This is a genomic window from Vibrio sp. Of7-15, from assembly GCF_022347565.1.
In the GTDB taxonomy this organism is placed as follows: domain Bacteria; phylum Pseudomonadota; class Gammaproteobacteria; order Enterobacterales; family Vibrionaceae; genus NORP241.
Genome location: NZ_JAKRGH010000006.1, coordinates 59,409 through 75,326 on the forward strand (window position 1 = coordinate 59,409; position 15,918 = coordinate 75,326).

A 15,918-nucleotide genomic window follows, 5' to 3' on the forward strand; every position below is an offset into this window, starting at 1 on the left:
CACAATAATGATTGAAGCTGGTAGTCGGGAGTACAAAGAAATTAGCTTTTCGTTAGCGCTAGGCTCATTTTTAGTGTTTTGTAATTTATATTTTTTTCAGCCATTGCTTCCAATGTTGTCAGAGCACTATCAAGTTTCTGTTTTGAAGGTTAATTGGGTTTTAGCTGCAGGAACTTTTGCGCTTGCTTTGTCTTTAGTTCCATGGGCTATCTTGTCAGAAATCATTGGTCGAGTTCGGGTTATTCAAATCAGTTTGGTTATGATTCCTGTGGTCGGTCTTGGCTATTTAATGGCAGATAGCTTTATTGTGATTGTGGTGCTAAGGGCCATGATGGGCATTGCATTGGCGGGGTTTGCTTCTGTTGCAGTGGCTTATATGGCAGAAGAACTTTCACCGAAGGCGTTGAGCTTGGCTGTTGGGGTTTATATTAGTGCAAACTCATTGGGAGGAATCTCAGGCCGAATAGCAGGAGGCGCTTTAACAGAATATGTAGGGCTGGATTTAGCTTTAATTACCCTTGCGGTGGTCAGTGCTGCTGGTGGATGGTATGTGATCACTGTGTTACCTAAGCAGAGACAGTTTATACCGAGGAAAGTGTCTGTAATAACGCACTTGCGAAGTGCGATAAATCATTGCCGTGATCGTACATTGCTTTTAGCGATGCTGATTGGTGGATTGAATTTTGCTTTGTTTGTTAACTTGTATTCCGTGGTTGGGTTTCGGTTATCAGAAGCACCGTTTTCACTGCCTGTGAGTTTGGCGTCGATGATTTTTCTTTGTTATTTGTGCGGCACTTATACATCGACCTTGAGTGGAAAATGGGTTAATCGTTATAGTGCTGAATCTGGCATGGTGTTAGGGGCATGCATTTTAACGTTAGGTATGTTTGTTGCCATTGGTAATAATTATGCCGCCATCATTATTGGCTTAGGCTTGATCAGTGCGGGAGCCTTTTTCACACATTCCATTGCTTATGGCTGGGTTAGCCGCTACGCCAAACAGGCAAAGGCATCGGCGACAGCTTTGTATTTAATGCATTATTATATTGGAGGTAGCATCGGGGGCTTTTATTTATTGCAATGCTGGCAATCTTACCAATGGAGTGGTGTGGTGATTGGGGCGTTAATCTTGGTTATGCTCATTCTTTATTGTGTTCGCCAATTGTCACATCAGCGCCTCAGAGCTGATGTATCTTCTCCGTGTGCTAATTAACTTGAACGACTTAATTTACCTTAATCTTGCATTGTTTAGCGGCAGTTGAAAGGGAAGGACATTTTTCCCAGAGAGCTCTTTATTGTCGGCAACAGAGAGTTCAGCCACTTTAAAGCAGTTTCTTCCCCCGTTTTTACATTGGTACAGTGCGCTGTCTGCTCGTTCAATGAGAGAAGAGAGTGTATCTCCAGGTTCAGAATAAGAAATACCGATAGACGTAGTGATATTAATGGTTTTATTGGTGTGGGGGAGGTGAATATCTAATTTTTCAAGCCCTGTTAGTAAGCGTTTGGCCAGCATAGGAATGTGCTCTTTTGGAGTGTGGGGCACAAAAATTACAAACTCCTCGCCGCCATAGCGCCCAAAAAGATCCGTTACTCGTAAGTTTTCTTGCGTAAAATCGGTAAAGGATTGTAATACTTTGTCTCCAGAGGAATGCCCCCAAGTATCATTAACACGTTTAAATTTATCAATATCCAGCAGCATTACGGTAAAGGGTGCTCCTTCACGGTGGCATCGTTCAAAAGTACGCTGTGCTAACGTAAGAATCTGGCGTCGGTTATAAATGCCTGTTAGTGGATCTAAGGTCGCTTGACGATACATTTGCATCATCATTCTTAGTTTGGAAAGTTGAGACCAAATTACCATGGCGGCGACTAAGTTTTGTAACCAGTAGTTGGCTAAATTTTCTGGGCTGAATAAAATGCCTGAAATGTGATCAACACTGACTTGTGTTACCGCTGTAATTGCCATCAAAGTTAAGGATTCCCGGATGGTAATGGGAAAAATGGTGAGCATGGCGACATGAATGATAGGCAGTAAATGGTAGCCATATAGAATGCCATTGATCTGGCCGGGGAAGCCGAGCATCCACATGGAATAAACATAGAAAAGATTGACACAAACTATCAGTAAATAGAGGTAGTTGAGTGCTCCTTTTAGTGTGGTTGTGTCGCGGCTTTTATAAGCGATCGCCATTAATATTGTGCCTAAAGAAAACCGAGCGAGAGCAATACTAGGCCCAATATCAGCAGATAAAAAAAGTAAATCAATAGGGATCCAGAGCAGCACTAAAGTGCCCCATACCATGCTAAGCATACTGACACGCACACTTAAATACTGACTTCGTGTCGCTTTAAATGAGGCGGTATGTTTCTCTGAGCTCCATATCTCAAACAAGTAAAGGTAAGAGAGCTTTTTGATTCTGTTTGTTACTGACATTGCTTGTTGAGCTAGGTTCATGAACTCTTCCTGAGTTTCTATGTCTCTATTAACTAAGTGTCATATATTGCATCAATACTGACTTAATTATTCATTTTTCTTTATCTTAAGACAGTGATCTTGTACTCAAAAAGTATTTTATCACTATTAAACAAGTGGCTTATATCACATTCCTTATAAATATTATGGGTATGAATAAGTTTGGTAAGCGTTCTTTGTCGTTTTATACTTGAAGCCTTGTTGTTCTAAGGTATTCAAAATGTTGCACAATTACGTACACTTACTGGCTCCTATGCTGTTAGGGGCACAACTTATTTTAACGTTGGTTCTGGTAAAAGGAGACATTTGCCCAGGACAACGAGGGCGTGTTCATAAAGCCATGTATTTTCTAGTGGCTGGATGGGCATTGGCGGCAATGAATAACGTGTTAATGTTACTGCCTTTCGCATTATTGGCACTTTTTTCAATTAAAACGAAAACCAATAAAACCCGAGAAAAAGGCCCGTTGCCTTTGTTGTATGCCTCCAATGTGATTGCCGCAATACTGTGGGGTTTCGTGTTGATAAAACAAGACACGTTGCCAGCGGTATTCTTTTCTGTGGTTGCGTTGCCTTTAGCAGGAGCCGCGTGTGCTCATCTTCTACTCACGCAAGCTCGAACTCGTTTGCAAGCGTTTCATAAAATTCTTCCTATTGTGGGGATCATCTCCGGAATGTTTATGTTATTGGTGGTGCTGTGGCAAGCGTCACTTGTGGGCGAAGATGCGCTGCAAGGGGCTATTACCGATATTTTGATCATTATTGCCTCGCTAGTGCTTGGTCTTGTTGTGTGGGCGTGGCATTTAATTCGTCAGATTACTGTTGCTAAAGTGCAATTGGTTTTCTCTACTGGTTTGGTTGTTATGTCGGGAATGCTTCAATTGCAGTTGTTTTAAGGCCTATTAGTTCATTTTAGCCCGCGAGCAACTACGCTTATTGATGACATCCTAGCAGAACGTTGTGATGTGGAGGCGGATATGGACTTAAGTAATATTACTAAGATGGACAGTGCCATTGTACTGGGTATTGTGAATGAAAAATTGCGTTTAGAATGCAATAGTTTTGAAGAACTGATTTCTCAATATGAGATAGACGCAGATAAAATTGAGAAGCAAATGGACTCACTTGGCTACCAATATGATCCATTAACCAATCAATTTAAATCCCATTCACGTTAAGTTCTTCATTGTTGTATTAAGTATTAGGCCATCTTGATCCCATCAAGGTGGCTACTTGATTGTTGTTTGGCGGTAGAGAAAAACGCCTGCAAGTAACGACGATCATGCTCAGACCCCCTAACAGCGGCAAATAATCGACGCCATAACCCTTCTCCTAACGGTTTACTCACGATTAAGCCTTGTCGTGAAAATTCGCTTATTGCCCAATTAGGTAACGCTGCCACTCCTAATCCCGCTGACACCATCTGTACTAGCATCAAGGTATTATCTGCTTGTTTCCATTTGGCTGGTTCTACCCCAGCAGGTTGTAAAAAATGCTTAATTACATCAAGTCTTTGTTTTTGAACAGGGTAAGACAACATGGTCTGATCGGTTAGATCGGCTGGAGTGATTAATTTTTTATTTGCCAGCGGGTGAGATGTCGCGCAGATCAAGCGCATTTCAAAATCAAACAGAGGTTCATAATGCACTTCATTCCTTGGCTGAATGTCTGATGTGATCACAAGATCAAGCTCACCAGAAACAAGTGCAGGTAAAGGTTCAAAACCAAAACCGGAAGAAAAATCTAAACTCACATTCGGCCAAGTGACTTGGTACTCTTTTAATGCTGGCATTAGCCATTGGAAACAGGAATGACATTCAATGGCCATGTGTAAACGACCATTTAAATCTTCTTTTAATCCCGCTAATTCATGCTCAGCCTTTGTTAGCTTAGGTAAAACATCATCAGCCAAGCGTAATAAAATATTGCCTTCAGCAGTGAAGCGAACAGGCCGAGTTTTACGAAGAAATAAAGTTCCTCCAATACGCACTTCGAGGTCTTTGAGCTGATGAGATAAGGCCGATTGCGTTAAATGTAATGCAGTAGCTGTCGCGGTGAGTGAACCAGTGTCTCGTAATGTGGCTAAGGTACGTAAATGCTTAAGTTCAATCATGAGCTACCTTCAACTTCCTGTTCAGTAGAGTTAAATTTCTTAATTACCATAATCGAATAAATAGGAAGTGTAAACATCTAGACGTCTATAGCTTAGGTTTGTTGATTTATCTAGTTGAATTATTTTCATGTTAATTATGAAGTAATAGAAATTGTTCATATTGAAATAGTAGGTCATTGTTTAGCCATCTAGACATCTTATAGAAAGGGACTACCACATGGCGAAAACAACAACACACATCTTGGGTTATCCACGAGTCGGTGCACAGCGTGAATTAAAATTTGGGTTAGAGAAGTATTGGCGTGGGGAGATTGAAAAATCAGAGTTACTCGAATTAGGCAGTTTACTTCGCCACCGTCACTGGGAGGATCAAGTGGGGACTGGCCTTGACTACGTTACGGCGGGTGATTTTGCTTGGTATGATCATGTGCTTGGTACCAGTTTACTGTTGGGACATGTACCTAAAAGGCATGACAATGGCTTCCCTGATTTAGATACTCTTTTTCGTGTTGGGCGTGGTCAGTCACAATCTCAGTGTGGTTGCTCTGCTGCCGCTTCAGATATGACAAAATGGTTTAATACTAATTACCATTATATTGTGCCTGAATTTAGTCAAAATGATCAGTTCTCCGTCGGTTGGCCGCAGTTGTTTGAAGAAGTGTCGGAAGCGATAAAAGCAGGCCATAACGTTAAGCCAGTACTCCTTGGCCCGTTGAGTTATTTATGGCTTGGAAAAGAAATCGAAGAAGGTTTTGAGCGTTTAACATTGCTGCCTAGATTATTATCTGCATATCAGAAAATTTTGTCGAAGTTGGCTGCTTTAGGCGTTGAGTGGGTGCAAATTGACGAGCCAATTTTAAGCTTGGAATTACCCACTGAGTGGCTTACTTCGTTCAAATTAGCCTATCAGGTTATCCAAGGTGAGGTAAAACTGCTGCTCACAACCTATTTTGATGCTATCGATCACCAACTAGATAAAATCATTGAATTGCCGGTGAACGGCTTACATATTGATCTTGCCGCTAATCCAGAGCAACTAGATAACGTTGTCGCTAAGTTACCAAAAGAGTGGGTGCTGTCGGCGGGTGTGATTAATGGCCGTAATGTTTGGCGTGCCGATTTAAATACGTGGTTATCACAGCTTACCCCATTAAAAGAGCAACTTGGGGATCGCTTATGGCTTGCAAGCTCCTGTTCGTTACTGCATAGCCCGATCGATCTTGATTTGGAAACCAGTTTGAGCGTGGAGTCCCGCAGTTGGTTTGCATTTGCGAAGCAAAAATGCCGAGAGGTGAATTTATTAGGCTCTGCGCTAGATGGTGATCAAGACGCTATTGCTGAATGTGAGCGATATAGTGTGCCGATTGTTGCTCGTAAGCAGTCGTCGTATGTGAATAAGCCCAGCGTTCAAGAACGTCTTAGCCGTATTGATACGGGGTTAGCAGAGCGTAGTGCACCTTATTCAGAGCGAGCACATCATCAGGCTGAAGTACTAGATTTACCACTATTACCCACAACGACCATTGGGTCCTTCCCACAAACTTCAGAAATTAGGGTGCAGCGCCGTGAGTTTAAAACGGGGCATTTAGGTGAAACTGAATACAAGACAGCACTAAAAGGCCACATTGCGGATGCGATTAATCGCCAAGAAGCGTTAGATTTAGATGTATTGGTGCATGGTGAAGCTGAACGTAATGACATGGTGGAGTATTTTGCAGAAAACTTAGTGGGGTTTGAAGTGACTCGCTTTGGTTGGGTGCAAAGTTATGGTTCTCGTTGTGTGAAACCTGCCATTGTGACGGCTGATATTGAGCGAGAAAAGCCGATTACGGTGGAGTGGTCTACTTATGCTCAGTCTCTTACCTCGAAACGAGTGAAAGGAATGCTGACAGGTCCCGTTACCATTTTAGGTTGGACTTTCCCGCGTGAAGATATTTCTCGTAAAGAAATTGCTCAGCAATTAGCACTGGCATTGAGAGATGAAGTGAGCGATTTACAAGAAGCGGGCATCAACATCATTCAAATTGATGAGCCAGCCATTCGAGAGGGCTTGCCACTGAAGCTTTCTCTGCAACAAGAGTATTTGGATTGGGCAGTCGACGCTTTCAAAATTGCTGCGGGTAGCGCTAAACCTGAAACTCAGATCCATACTCATATGTGCTACAGCGAATTTAATGAAATTATTGAGTCTGTGTCTGCACTGGATGCCGATGTGATCACCATTGAAACATCTCGCTCAAATATGGAGTTGCTAAAAGCGTTTGAACAGTTTAACTACCCGAATGAGATTGGCCCTGGGGTGTACGATATTCATTCTCCTAATATCCCTGATGTTGATTGGATCGTGGCGTTGCTTGAAAAAGCAGCCGATAAAATTCCGGTAGAACGGCTTTGGGTTAATCCTGATTGTGGGTTAAAAACACGAAATTGGGCAGAAACAGAAGCGGCATTATCGAATATGGTGGTCGCAGCGAAAACGTTACGAGAAAAATGGGTATAAGTTGTCATTAAGTACTCGATTTTAAAGAGGTGCGGAGTCGCCTCTTTTTCTTTTTAGTGGAAAGTTATTAAAAAATGTCTTAAATGTTATATAACTGTAAATGGAATTTTCGGGCACTGAATGAATCAGCAATGGTCACGGTTTATATTTTTATTGAGCTTTTTTGGTATTGCTTGCTCTAGTATTTCTACTTGGTTGCTGTACTCAGCGGAGACAGAAGTAATTTATGAAGAGTTTACCAAAGCCGTGAATGATAAAGCTGTGGCATTAGAGCGAGAGCTGATGGTTAATGTCGAAGTACTGTATGCGATTAAAGGTCTTTATAATAGCTCTGAAGAAGTCACTTACTCTGAGTATTCACGTTTTGCACAAAGCTTATTAGAACGCCACAATGACATTCAGGCGTTAGAATGGGTGCCTAAAGTCAGTATTTTGCAGCGTGATGATATGGAAAGAATCCATCAGCAGTTTTTTCAAGATTTTGAGTTTAAAGAAAAAAATGAACAGGGGCAGTTGATCACTGCAAAAAGGCGGACAGTGTATTTTCCTGTTCATTATGTTGAGCCGTATATCGGTAATGAAAAAGTGCTTGGGTACGATCTTGGCTCAGAGCAGGTTCGGTTAAGTACGTTAATTGAATCAAGAGACTTCGGCGTCATGCTGGCTTCTGAACGTGTAACGTTAGTGCAAGACAATCAAGAGCAAAATGGTTTTTTACTCTTCCTTCCTGTTTATGATGGTGTTTCTAGTACGCTAACGTCTCGTCGAAAAAATCTGCTGGGGTTTGTGGTTGGTGTATTTCGGATCGCCGATATTTTTTCTATCGCATTAACTGGTTCTGATAGTTCACAAATGTATCTTCGGTTGCTTGATGATAATGCCCCAGAGAACAAAAAGTTATTGTACAACAACAGTGAATTATTGGCTGGGGAAATGGCATTAACTCAGCATGCTTACACGAAGCGAATAGGTAATATCGGAGGGAGGATTTGGTCATTAACGGCCATGCCAACTCAAAACTATATGTCTAGCAGGCGTACTGCGGCACCGTGGCTGGCGTTTGTTTTTTCTCTTACTTTGTTTGGGGCCATCGTCAGTATTCTGTATATGGTGATCAAGCGTTCTCAAATTATTCTTGATAAGCTTAGAAGCCAATCTATGGCATTAAAAGAGGCCAAAGAAAAGCTTGAGCTTGCTTCTAGGACGGACAGCTTAACTGGCGTGGCAAATCGGAAATATTTTGAGCAATACCTGAAAAATGAGTGGGAACGAGCGTGTACTAATAAACAATCCATTACTGTTGTGCTGGTGGATGTAGACCACTTTAAGGCATATAACGACCGTTATGGCCATGTAATGGGAGACAGTTGCCTTAAGTTTATTTCTAGTGCGTTAAAACGTACGCTACGTAGACCTGCGGATGTGATTGCTCGCTATAGTGGAGAAGAGTTTGCGCTAGTATTTCCTGAAACGGATAACGCGTCTTTGCTCGGTGAGCGATGCCGTCAAGCTGTCGACTTACAAGATTTTCCTCATGCCTCGTCTTTAGTGAAGAACAACATTACGGTGAGTGTTGGTGTGATCAGCGTTCAGGCGAAAGAGAGTATAAAGGTGAACGATGTGATTAAATTAGCAGATAAGGCGTTATTTAAAGCGAAAGCATTAGGTCGAAACCGTGTTGTGGTCGCTACTTATAATAAAGCCCATCTAAGTGTTGAAGATGTGGAACCAGACTCTTTGAATGGTCAATAGAAGGAAATAAAAAGCCAGCGAATGTGGCTTTTTATTGTTTAAGAACTGCTGGAAGAATAAATCAGCAGCTTAATTGATCAGAGCTTAGTTTACCCAGTCACGTAGCGTAAAAGTCAGCTCATGTTGCTCTGATTTTAGGATTAATGATTCTTTGGTTAAAGAGATATCACTCCATTCGGTTAACACACTGGTCATTGTACGTTCTAGTTCCATTGGAGCGTCTGGGCACATTTTCATCGTCATACCCATTTTTTCAATTCTGAATTGCCCGTCTTTTAGTTCAGCTTGGCCAAAGTAGCGGTTACAGCCAGCATTGCCGTTAGCTTTCATGTGCTCACCAATTTCAATGTCTGGTGCTTCAAAGTGCTCCATAACATTGATTGCTTTACCATCGATTTCAGATAGAACCCAGTGGTGATGCTGTAAATCTTGAGTTGTTACCGAGTTGCTGTCGGCAGTGGATACACAGGCGGTCATGACAATAGGTAATGTGATGGCTGCGAGTAGTTTTTTCATGAGCTAACTCCAATAATCAAATGCGATTTGCGCTTAGTATAATAAGTCGATGCATAACCATGTCAGGCAATTGTCAGGATTTTTATCACATTGATAGTACTAAATTTGTTGTCTGTATTTTGCATTTATTAGAAAAATGTCTTTGAATTAACATAGCAGAGATAATAAAAGCGAGGGGACAATGGAGCAATTGGAGTTTTTTTCTGTGCCTAGCCCCTGTGTTGGTGTTTGTAGTGCTGATGAAAAAGGGTACTGTAAAGGCTGTATGAGAAAGCGAGAAGAGCGTTTTAACTGGCTTGTCATGACACCAGAAGAGCAAAAGCATGTACTGCATTTATGTCGGCTTCGGTATCGACGAAAATTCATGAAAAAGGTGACTAAGGCTGATAAAGACGAGCAAAGTACGGTTCAACAAGGTTCGTTATTTTGATCGTAGTGCAGTTTTTTGAATGGAAATGGTAACAAAGTAGAAATGAGTGAGAAAAATGAAGGGCCAGAAAGTGAAAAAGCGCTTGGTAAGGGCGCTTTTTCTATATGCAAAAGGTTGGACTCGCAATTAGATGCGGATGAAGTCCATGTGCTCAACTTTTGGCTTGAACGCGTGACGTTGAACGTCTTGCGGCTTAACCTTAACTTCAGCACCGTCGATCACTAGAGTGATGCCTTCGTAGAACTCAGGCTTATCCATTTGGTTGATCACTTCATCGTGCTCAAGAGCGATAGATACTGGCGCTGCTTCACCACCGTAAACGATTGCAGGGAATTTACCAGCGTGACGAAGGCGGCGGCTCGCACCTTTACCTTGTTCAGTACGTACTACTGCTTCAAATTTCATAGTTTTACTCTCTAAAGTAAATATTAAAATACTATCAAATATAGCGACCTAATTTGATATGAATCGTTTCGAAAAACGAGCGCGGATACTAGCATTCTCTTTGTGCTGAGGCAACTAATTCACAGTTATCTTTGCTTTTTTCTTATGGGATTTTTTTCTTTTGTTCGAATTCGCATCATTTTGTCTGTTTTTAGCTAACTTTCATCTTCAAAAATGCGATCTCGGATATTCCAAAAACGGCCGCTTTTTCGAGCAATAACGAAGGCTGGAGGGCGAAAGCGATGTTGGTTTTTTTCTATTTTTGTTGGTGCTGTATCTTCAAAAGGTCGATGTCTGTCGGCTAAATGGGGTCGAACAAATCGATCCAGAAAATCTTGTTTTTGTTTTTTGGTCGCCATCGGCCACACTTCGTGCAGCTGAGAATCATCTCGGCCTGTATAAGTAACTTTGATTTGTGGTTTCTCAAATTTGTTTTTGCCGGCGGTGAGAGTTAGATCCGTACACTCTAAGATTCGAGCATCTTTCAGCTTTAGTGCTTCCCTAAGCTTTTTGTCTGGATCAACCAAGGTTGCATCGCACTGATGGCAGATCCTAGCGGCAATGTCGTTGTCAGCACCGCAGTCATTACAGTATTTAGCTCTAAAGCGATAGCCACACTCTTCTCGATTACCTTCGTCATCTTCAAAATACCCCTGACAACGTCGGCCAAAATGTTCTAGTAAAAAACCAGCGGGATCGAGTTTGCCCCAAAAGTTGTTATTAAAGCCACAAGCAGGGCAGGGAATCGTGATGATTTCACTTTCGCTATCCGGTTTTGGATCTCCTACCTCAGGTTGATATAGATCGTAACAGTTACCTGCATAATCGAGCACGATACACTCAGTTTTACCTGGAGATAAGCGAAGTCCTCTTCCCACGATTTGCTGATATAAACTCACTGACTCTGTAGGGCGTAAAATCGCGATCAGATCCACATGTGGCGCATCAAAGCCTGTCGTCAGTACAGAAACGTTGACGAGAAACTTAGTCTTCTGCTCTTTAAAGCGTTGAATAATGGCATCACGCTCGGTGACTTTTGTATCGCCAATAACAAGCTCAGATTCAGCCTCAGGCAATAGAGATAGGATTTCCTGAGCGTGCCTGACTGTGGCGGCAAAGATCATCACACCTTTTCTGTCTTTTGCTTGTTGGATTATTTGTTCCACAATTTGTGGCGTTGCCCTTTTAGACTCTTCTACGATCAGATCAAGATCTGCTTCGCGGTATTTTCCCGTTGAAGAGGGTTTTAATTGTGAAAAATCGTAGCTTAAAACAGGTGCATCTAATAAGGTCGCGGGGGTTAAAAACTCTTCATCCAACAGGTATTGAATGGGTAATTCAAAAATACAGTCACGGAAAAAACGTGGGCTTTCACTCTTTACTTGCCCGCGAGTGTGGTATTGGTAAATCCAGCCCATGCCGAGGCGGTATGGTGTTGCGGTTAAGCCTAAGACTTTGATTCCAGAGTTAATGGATTGCAGGTGAGAAATCACTTTTCGGTAGCTGCTGTCTTTATCGTCGGGCACTCGGTGGCATTCATCAATGATGAGTAAGGAAAATTGGTTTTCAAATTCAGACAAGTTACGAACCACGGATTGAACAGAAGCAAAGACCACTTGATGCTGTGTTTCTTTTCTTCCTAAACCGGCTGAAAAAATACTGCCTTCTAACCCGTAGCCTTCGTATTTGGCGTGGTTTTGTTCAACCAGTTCTTTCACATGGGCAAGCACCAATACTCGCCCTTTAGCTAATCGCGCAAGTTCCGCTATCACTAGGCTTTTTCCTGCCCCGGTAGGTAAGACGATGACGGAAGGCGTATTGTTTTTTCTAAAATAATGAATAACGGCTTTGACAGAATCTTGTTGGTACGGACGAAGTGTATACATAGTGCTCGAACAAAAAGTGGTGCGCAAAAAAGAAGTTGGTAGTGTAACTGAGTGAAACCTGAATGGCAGTAGATTTAATTTTGGTAACCCGTCATCACCATTTGGTTGATGTGAGTGGTAAGAGCCATTAACGTTGCTAAGTAAGGGGGGAGTAATGGCTCTTCTGAAATTACAGTGGTTTTGAGAATGGCACGTCAATTTTTTTGCTCATCATGCAGCTTTGACGTCGTGGGATAAAGTCGTGATTTTCATAAAAAGTACGAGCTCCACTGTTACCAATATTGGTTTCCAGCATTAAAGCATGAGCCCCAGCTTCGGTAATGACTTCTTCTATTTTGGGAATAACAATGCTGCCAATACCTTTGCTACGCCAGTCTGGCTTGATATAGAACTGATCGATCAATGCAATACGGCCACCATGCTCGACGCTGAAGCTGTACGTGAGAATGATATAGCCAACCAGCTCCGTGTGTTTATTTTCGGTCATTTCTATTTGAAATACATGGCCGAGTTGAGGTTGATCTAGCACTGCTTTTAATGCCGGCAGTGTGTCGTTAGCGTTAATGGACAGCAGCTCAAAATCATAGAGCTCTTGAATAAGGGTCAGTATCGGTGAAAGTTCATCTAGCGTTGGAGTTGTCAGTGAAATATTCATAGTCTGCCTAAAGTTAGCTTATTGTTGTTTGTTCTCTTAAAGTTATGTGACTACCTAAATTGAGATTGGTTCTCTCGCAAGTAGTTATAGTGTGAGATGAAGAAACATGCAATGGTCATCTTTGTGTCGCAGGCTACTTAAGTATAGTTTGTACTGATAAATTTACTGATAACTAATGCGTTGAAGGGTAGGACTTTTTATGCAAATTCTTCATACCCAATGAGGCGTGATGCCAGATAGAGAAAGGCGTACCTAGTATCTTGAAGTTGCTTGAGTATAATGGCTGCCAATAACAGCAAAGAGGTATTCATGCGTTTAGATAAATTTTTGTGCGAGACATTAGGTGTAACTCGAAAAGAGGCCACAATTTTACTTCGTAAAGGTGAAATTACCGTCAACGACGTTGTGCAAAAGAGCGGCTCAGTAAAAGTCAGTGACAATTGTGATGTTGAGTGGCAGGAGCGTAAGCTAGAGCTGCAAGGTCCGCGTTACATCATGTTATACAAGCCAGATGGTTTTGTGTGTTCGCATGAAGATTCGAATAATCCAACAGCATTCGAGTTGCTGGATGAAGTGAATATGGACAAATTGCACTTTGCGGGTCGTTTAGATGTGGATACTACAGGTTTAGTTTTGATCACGGACGATGGTCAGTGGTCTCACCGCATTACGTCACCAAAGCATGAATGCGCCAAAGTCTATCGAGCTTGGTTAGCGGATCCTGTTGGCGACGAATACATTGAAAAATTCAAAGAAGGCATCGAGCTTCGTAGTGAGCGTAATCTAACTCGCCCGGCGGAATTAGAAGTGCGTGCTGAAAGTGAAGTTTTGCTTACGATTCATGAAGGGAAGTACCATCAAGTTAAACGAATGTTTGCTGCGCTTGGTAACAAAGTTGAAGAATTGCACCGCGAAAAAGTGGGAGCGATTGAGCTTGACGAAGATTTAGAACCAGGTGAATACCGCTACTTAACCGCAGAAGAAGTTGAGTCTGTGTGGGCTAAAAAATAACCTTTTCTTGTTTTTGATATTTGGCTCTATAGTGAGGACGGTGATTGCCGTCCTTTATTTTATCTAGTGGGTTATTTTCAGGGTGTTGTATTGAAAATAACCATTAATGATACATAACGTGTTAATATGTTTTCTCCTCCCCATATTTCCAATTAGAACGCATGCTTTAAAGCTAAATCTCGATTTAGTTAGGCATCTTGTTTTTTGTATTTAGGAGCTTCATGAATACGTCTGAAAACCCCAAACTCGATATTGTGTTGATTGTTATTTTAGGTGCCATCGCCGCATTAACACCATTGGCAATCGATATGTATCTACCAGCAATGCCAGCCATTGCATCTGATTTAGGCGTCACTTCAGGGGCTGTTCAAACAACATTAACCGCATACACAGCCGGTTTCGCCATTGGTCAGTTACTGCATGGTCCGTTAGCAGACAGCTACGGCCGTAAACCTGTTTTATTGATTGGTGCGGCTTTTTTTGCTTTGGCAGCAATAGTCAGTGCAACTACAACCGGTATTGAAGCATTAACTTGGGTCCGAACGGCACAAGGTTTTGCTGGCGCTGCTGCTGCTGTGGTTATTCAAGCAATCGTACGTGATATGTTTGATCGTGAAGATTTTGCCCGGATGATGTCATTCATTACGTTAGTGATGACGGTTGCGCCTTTGGCCGCGCCAATGATCGGTGGCTATTTAGCGGTTTGGTTTGGGTGGCGATCTATTTTTTGGTTATTGGCTTTGATTGCGGTGTTAGTGATTCTTTCTGTGTTATGGAAAATTCCAGAAACATTAGCCGCAGAAAACCGCCAACCATTAAGACTTGGAACTACATTACGTAATTACGCTAGATTATTTAGAAATCCTGTGGCTATGGGGTTCATTTTCAGCGGGGCTTTTTCATTTGCAGGCATGTTCTCTTTCTTAACGGCAGGGGCATTTGTTTATATTGACTTATATGGCGTAAGCCCTGAAAACTTTGGATATTTCTTTGGCTTGAATATTGTTTGCCTGATGTTCATGACTAGCTTCAATGGTCGGTTAGTGAAAAAAATGGGGTCACACTGGATGCTACGCTTTGGTTTAAGCATTCAGCTGCTAGCTGGAGTGTCCTTAGCGGTTGGTCTGGTTCTGGATTTAGGATTATGGGGCATCGTGGTACCAGTTATGCTGTTTGTTGGTACGATTTCCATTATAGGTAGTAATACAATGGGGTTGTTGTTGAGTCAGTACCCTAGTATGGCAGGCACCGCTTCATCTTTGGCTGGTACATTACGATTTGGTACTGGAACGGTCATTGGCGGTATTGTTGCCATCTTGCCAGAATCAAGCGCATGGCCAATGGCATTTACTATGGCTGCGTGTTCTGTATTATCTGCCCTGTGTTACTGGACATTAGCAAGAAAAGCATAATTTTGGAGTTAGAGTCATTCATGTCGACAGTGTATTACCAAGAAATTCAACATGTGGTTAATCAAGGTTTAGCCGAGCTAAGTGAAGAGCAGGCAAAAGGCCGCGTACCGAAAAATCCAGTAAGTGAAACCCACTTTATTGTTCGTTGGGTAACAAAAGCGATAAAAACGCATCGCTTTGATCGTTGTGTAGTAAAAGATCTTATGGGCTGGCAACAGGAAGGCCGTAGTAAAGGTACTTCTGCTGGTCTGAAAGTTCGATTTGAACATATATCAGCGCTGTATGGGCATGTAGTGCCAGTAGAAAGTGATGTAAAAAAAATTACTCAAGATGATATTACTGCTCTGTTAACACAGTTTGAAGAAGAATCATGGTTTGTTGTGACTGATCATGAAATCTCTGGCAAGGCAAAATTATTTTCTGATGGTGATAATTCATTAGTTGTGTGTAAAGCTAAGCTTGAAAGTGTGTTTTCAGATGGGATCTTAGCTAAACCACTTACATGCTACGTTCGTGGTAACCACAATGAGTTTTTAGAAATGACCGCAAAGGCGGGTTTATTGGTTCACAAAAAATCAGACTATAAGTCGATTGTGAAATACCATGGTGAATACCAAATTTGGCCAGAGAACCAAAGTTCTGAATTGGCAGAGTTACCTCTGAGTTTTATGCCAAGCGTTAAATAAAGCGTTATATTACAAGGCTGCTAGTTCATGTGTTGGCAGCC

The 15,918-nt window shown here is 42.0% G+C and carries 15 protein-coding genes; 9 read left to right on the forward strand and 6 right to left on the reverse strand.

Annotated features, from left to right (window positions below):
- Positions 1-7: 7 nt before the first annotated feature.
- Positions 8-1,213, forward strand: a complete 1,206-nt coding sequence (locus MHO82_RS09060; protein WP_239183585.1) for an MFS transporter — start codon at positions 8-10, stop codon at positions 1,211-1,213.
- A 15-nt stretch (positions 1,214-1,228) separates the two neighbouring features.
- Here the strand turns inward: MHO82_RS09060 and MHO82_RS09065 are convergent, their stop codons facing one another.
- Positions 1,229-2,455 carry a GGDEF domain-containing protein gene (locus tag MHO82_RS09065; RefSeq protein WP_239183586.1) on the reverse strand — a complete coding sequence of 409 codons (1,227 nt, stop codon included), beginning with the start codon at positions 2,453-2,455 and terminating at the stop codon, positions 1,229-1,231.
- 238 nt (positions 2,456-2,693) lie between these two features.
- On the opposite strand from MHO82_RS09065, the gene MHO82_RS09070 reads away from it, so the two are divergent.
- Entirely contained in the window at positions 2,694-3,368 is a 675-nt protein-coding gene (locus tag MHO82_RS09070) for a hypothetical protein (RefSeq protein ID WP_239183587.1), read from the forward strand.
- Between the two features lie 81 nt (positions 3,369-3,449).
- On the forward strand, positions 3,450-3,650 hold the full coding sequence (locus MHO82_RS09075) for a DUF4250 domain-containing protein (protein WP_239183588.1): 201 nt from the start codon (positions 3,450-3,452) through the stop codon (positions 3,648-3,650).
- A 23-nt stretch (positions 3,651-3,673) separates the two neighbouring features.
- Here MHO82_RS09075 and metR read toward each other — a convergent pair whose 3' ends face one another.
- Positions 3,674-4,585, reverse strand: a complete 912-nt coding sequence (gene metR, locus MHO82_RS09080; protein WP_239183589.1) for an HTH-type transcriptional regulator MetR — start codon at positions 4,583-4,585, stop codon at positions 3,674-3,676.
- 217 nt (positions 4,586-4,802) lie between these two features.
- Here metR and metE point away from each other — a divergent pair, with 217 nt between their 5' ends.
- Positions 4,803-7,085, forward strand: coding sequence for a 5-methyltetrahydropteroyltriglutamate--homocysteine S-methyltransferase (gene metE, locus MHO82_RS09085; protein ID WP_239183590.1), 2,283 nt, complete (start codon positions 4,803-4,805; stop codon positions 7,083-7,085).
- A 120-nt stretch (positions 7,086-7,205) separates the two neighbouring features.
- Positions 7,206-8,837 (forward strand): diguanylate cyclase, encoded by a 1,632-nt coding sequence (locus MHO82_RS09090; protein ID WP_239183591.1) that lies wholly within the window; start codon positions 7,206-7,208, stop codon positions 8,835-8,837.
- Positions 8,838-8,921: 84 nt separating this feature from the next.
- On the opposite strand, the gene MHO82_RS09095 is transcribed toward MHO82_RS09090, so the two are convergent.
- Positions 8,922-9,353, reverse strand: a complete 432-nt coding sequence (locus MHO82_RS09095; protein WP_239183592.1) for an META domain-containing protein — start codon at positions 9,351-9,353, stop codon at positions 8,922-8,924.
- A gap of 181 nt (positions 9,354-9,534) precedes the next feature.
- Here MHO82_RS09095 and MHO82_RS09100 point away from each other — a divergent pair, with 181 nt between their 5' ends.
- The gene (locus MHO82_RS09100; RefSeq protein WP_239183593.1) at positions 9,535-9,783 is read left to right on the forward strand and encodes a DUF1289 domain-containing protein; all 249 of its coding nucleotides are present in this window, start codon (positions 9,535-9,537) and stop codon (positions 9,781-9,783) included.
- 126 nt (positions 9,784-9,909) lie between these two features.
- Here MHO82_RS09100 and rplY read toward each other — a convergent pair whose 3' ends face one another.
- The 3 genes from rplY to MHO82_RS09115 form a co-directional block, all read right to left on the reverse strand.
- A complete protein-coding gene (gene rplY, locus MHO82_RS09105; protein WP_239183594.1) occupies positions 9,910-10,188 on the reverse strand; it encodes a 50S ribosomal protein L25 in 279 nt (92 codons plus the stop codon).
- 194 nt (positions 10,189-10,382) lie between these two features.
- On the reverse strand, positions 10,383-12,113 hold the full coding sequence (locus MHO82_RS09110; protein ID WP_239183595.1) for a DEAD/DEAH box helicase: 1,731 nt from the start codon (positions 12,111-12,113) through the stop codon (positions 10,383-10,385).
- A 169-nt stretch (positions 12,114-12,282) separates the two neighbouring features.
- Positions 12,283-12,768, reverse strand: coding sequence for a GNAT family N-acetyltransferase (locus tag MHO82_RS09115; protein WP_239183596.1), 486 nt, complete (start codon positions 12,766-12,768; stop codon positions 12,283-12,285).
- A 309-nt stretch (positions 12,769-13,077) separates the two neighbouring features.
- Between MHO82_RS09115 and rsuA the strand changes: the two genes are divergently transcribed.
- The 3 genes from rsuA to MHO82_RS09130 all read left to right on the forward strand — a co-directional run bounded on the left by rsuA (position 13,078) and on the right by MHO82_RS09130 (position 15,877).
- The gene (gene rsuA, locus MHO82_RS09120) at positions 13,078-13,779 is read left to right on the forward strand and encodes a 16S rRNA pseudouridine(516) synthase RsuA (protein WP_239183597.1); all 702 of its coding nucleotides are present in this window, start codon (positions 13,078-13,080) and stop codon (positions 13,777-13,779) included.
- Positions 13,780-14,000: 221 nt separating this feature from the next.
- On the forward strand, positions 14,001-15,191 hold the full coding sequence (locus MHO82_RS09125) for a Bcr/CflA family multidrug efflux MFS transporter (protein ID WP_239183598.1): 1,191 nt from the start codon (positions 14,001-14,003) through the stop codon (positions 15,189-15,191).
- A gap of 20 nt (positions 15,192-15,211) precedes the next feature.
- Positions 15,212-15,877 (forward strand): DUF2913 family protein, encoded by a 666-nt coding sequence (locus MHO82_RS09130; RefSeq protein ID WP_239183599.1) that lies wholly within the window; start codon positions 15,212-15,214, stop codon positions 15,875-15,877.
- Positions 15,878-15,918: the final 41 nt, after the last annotated feature.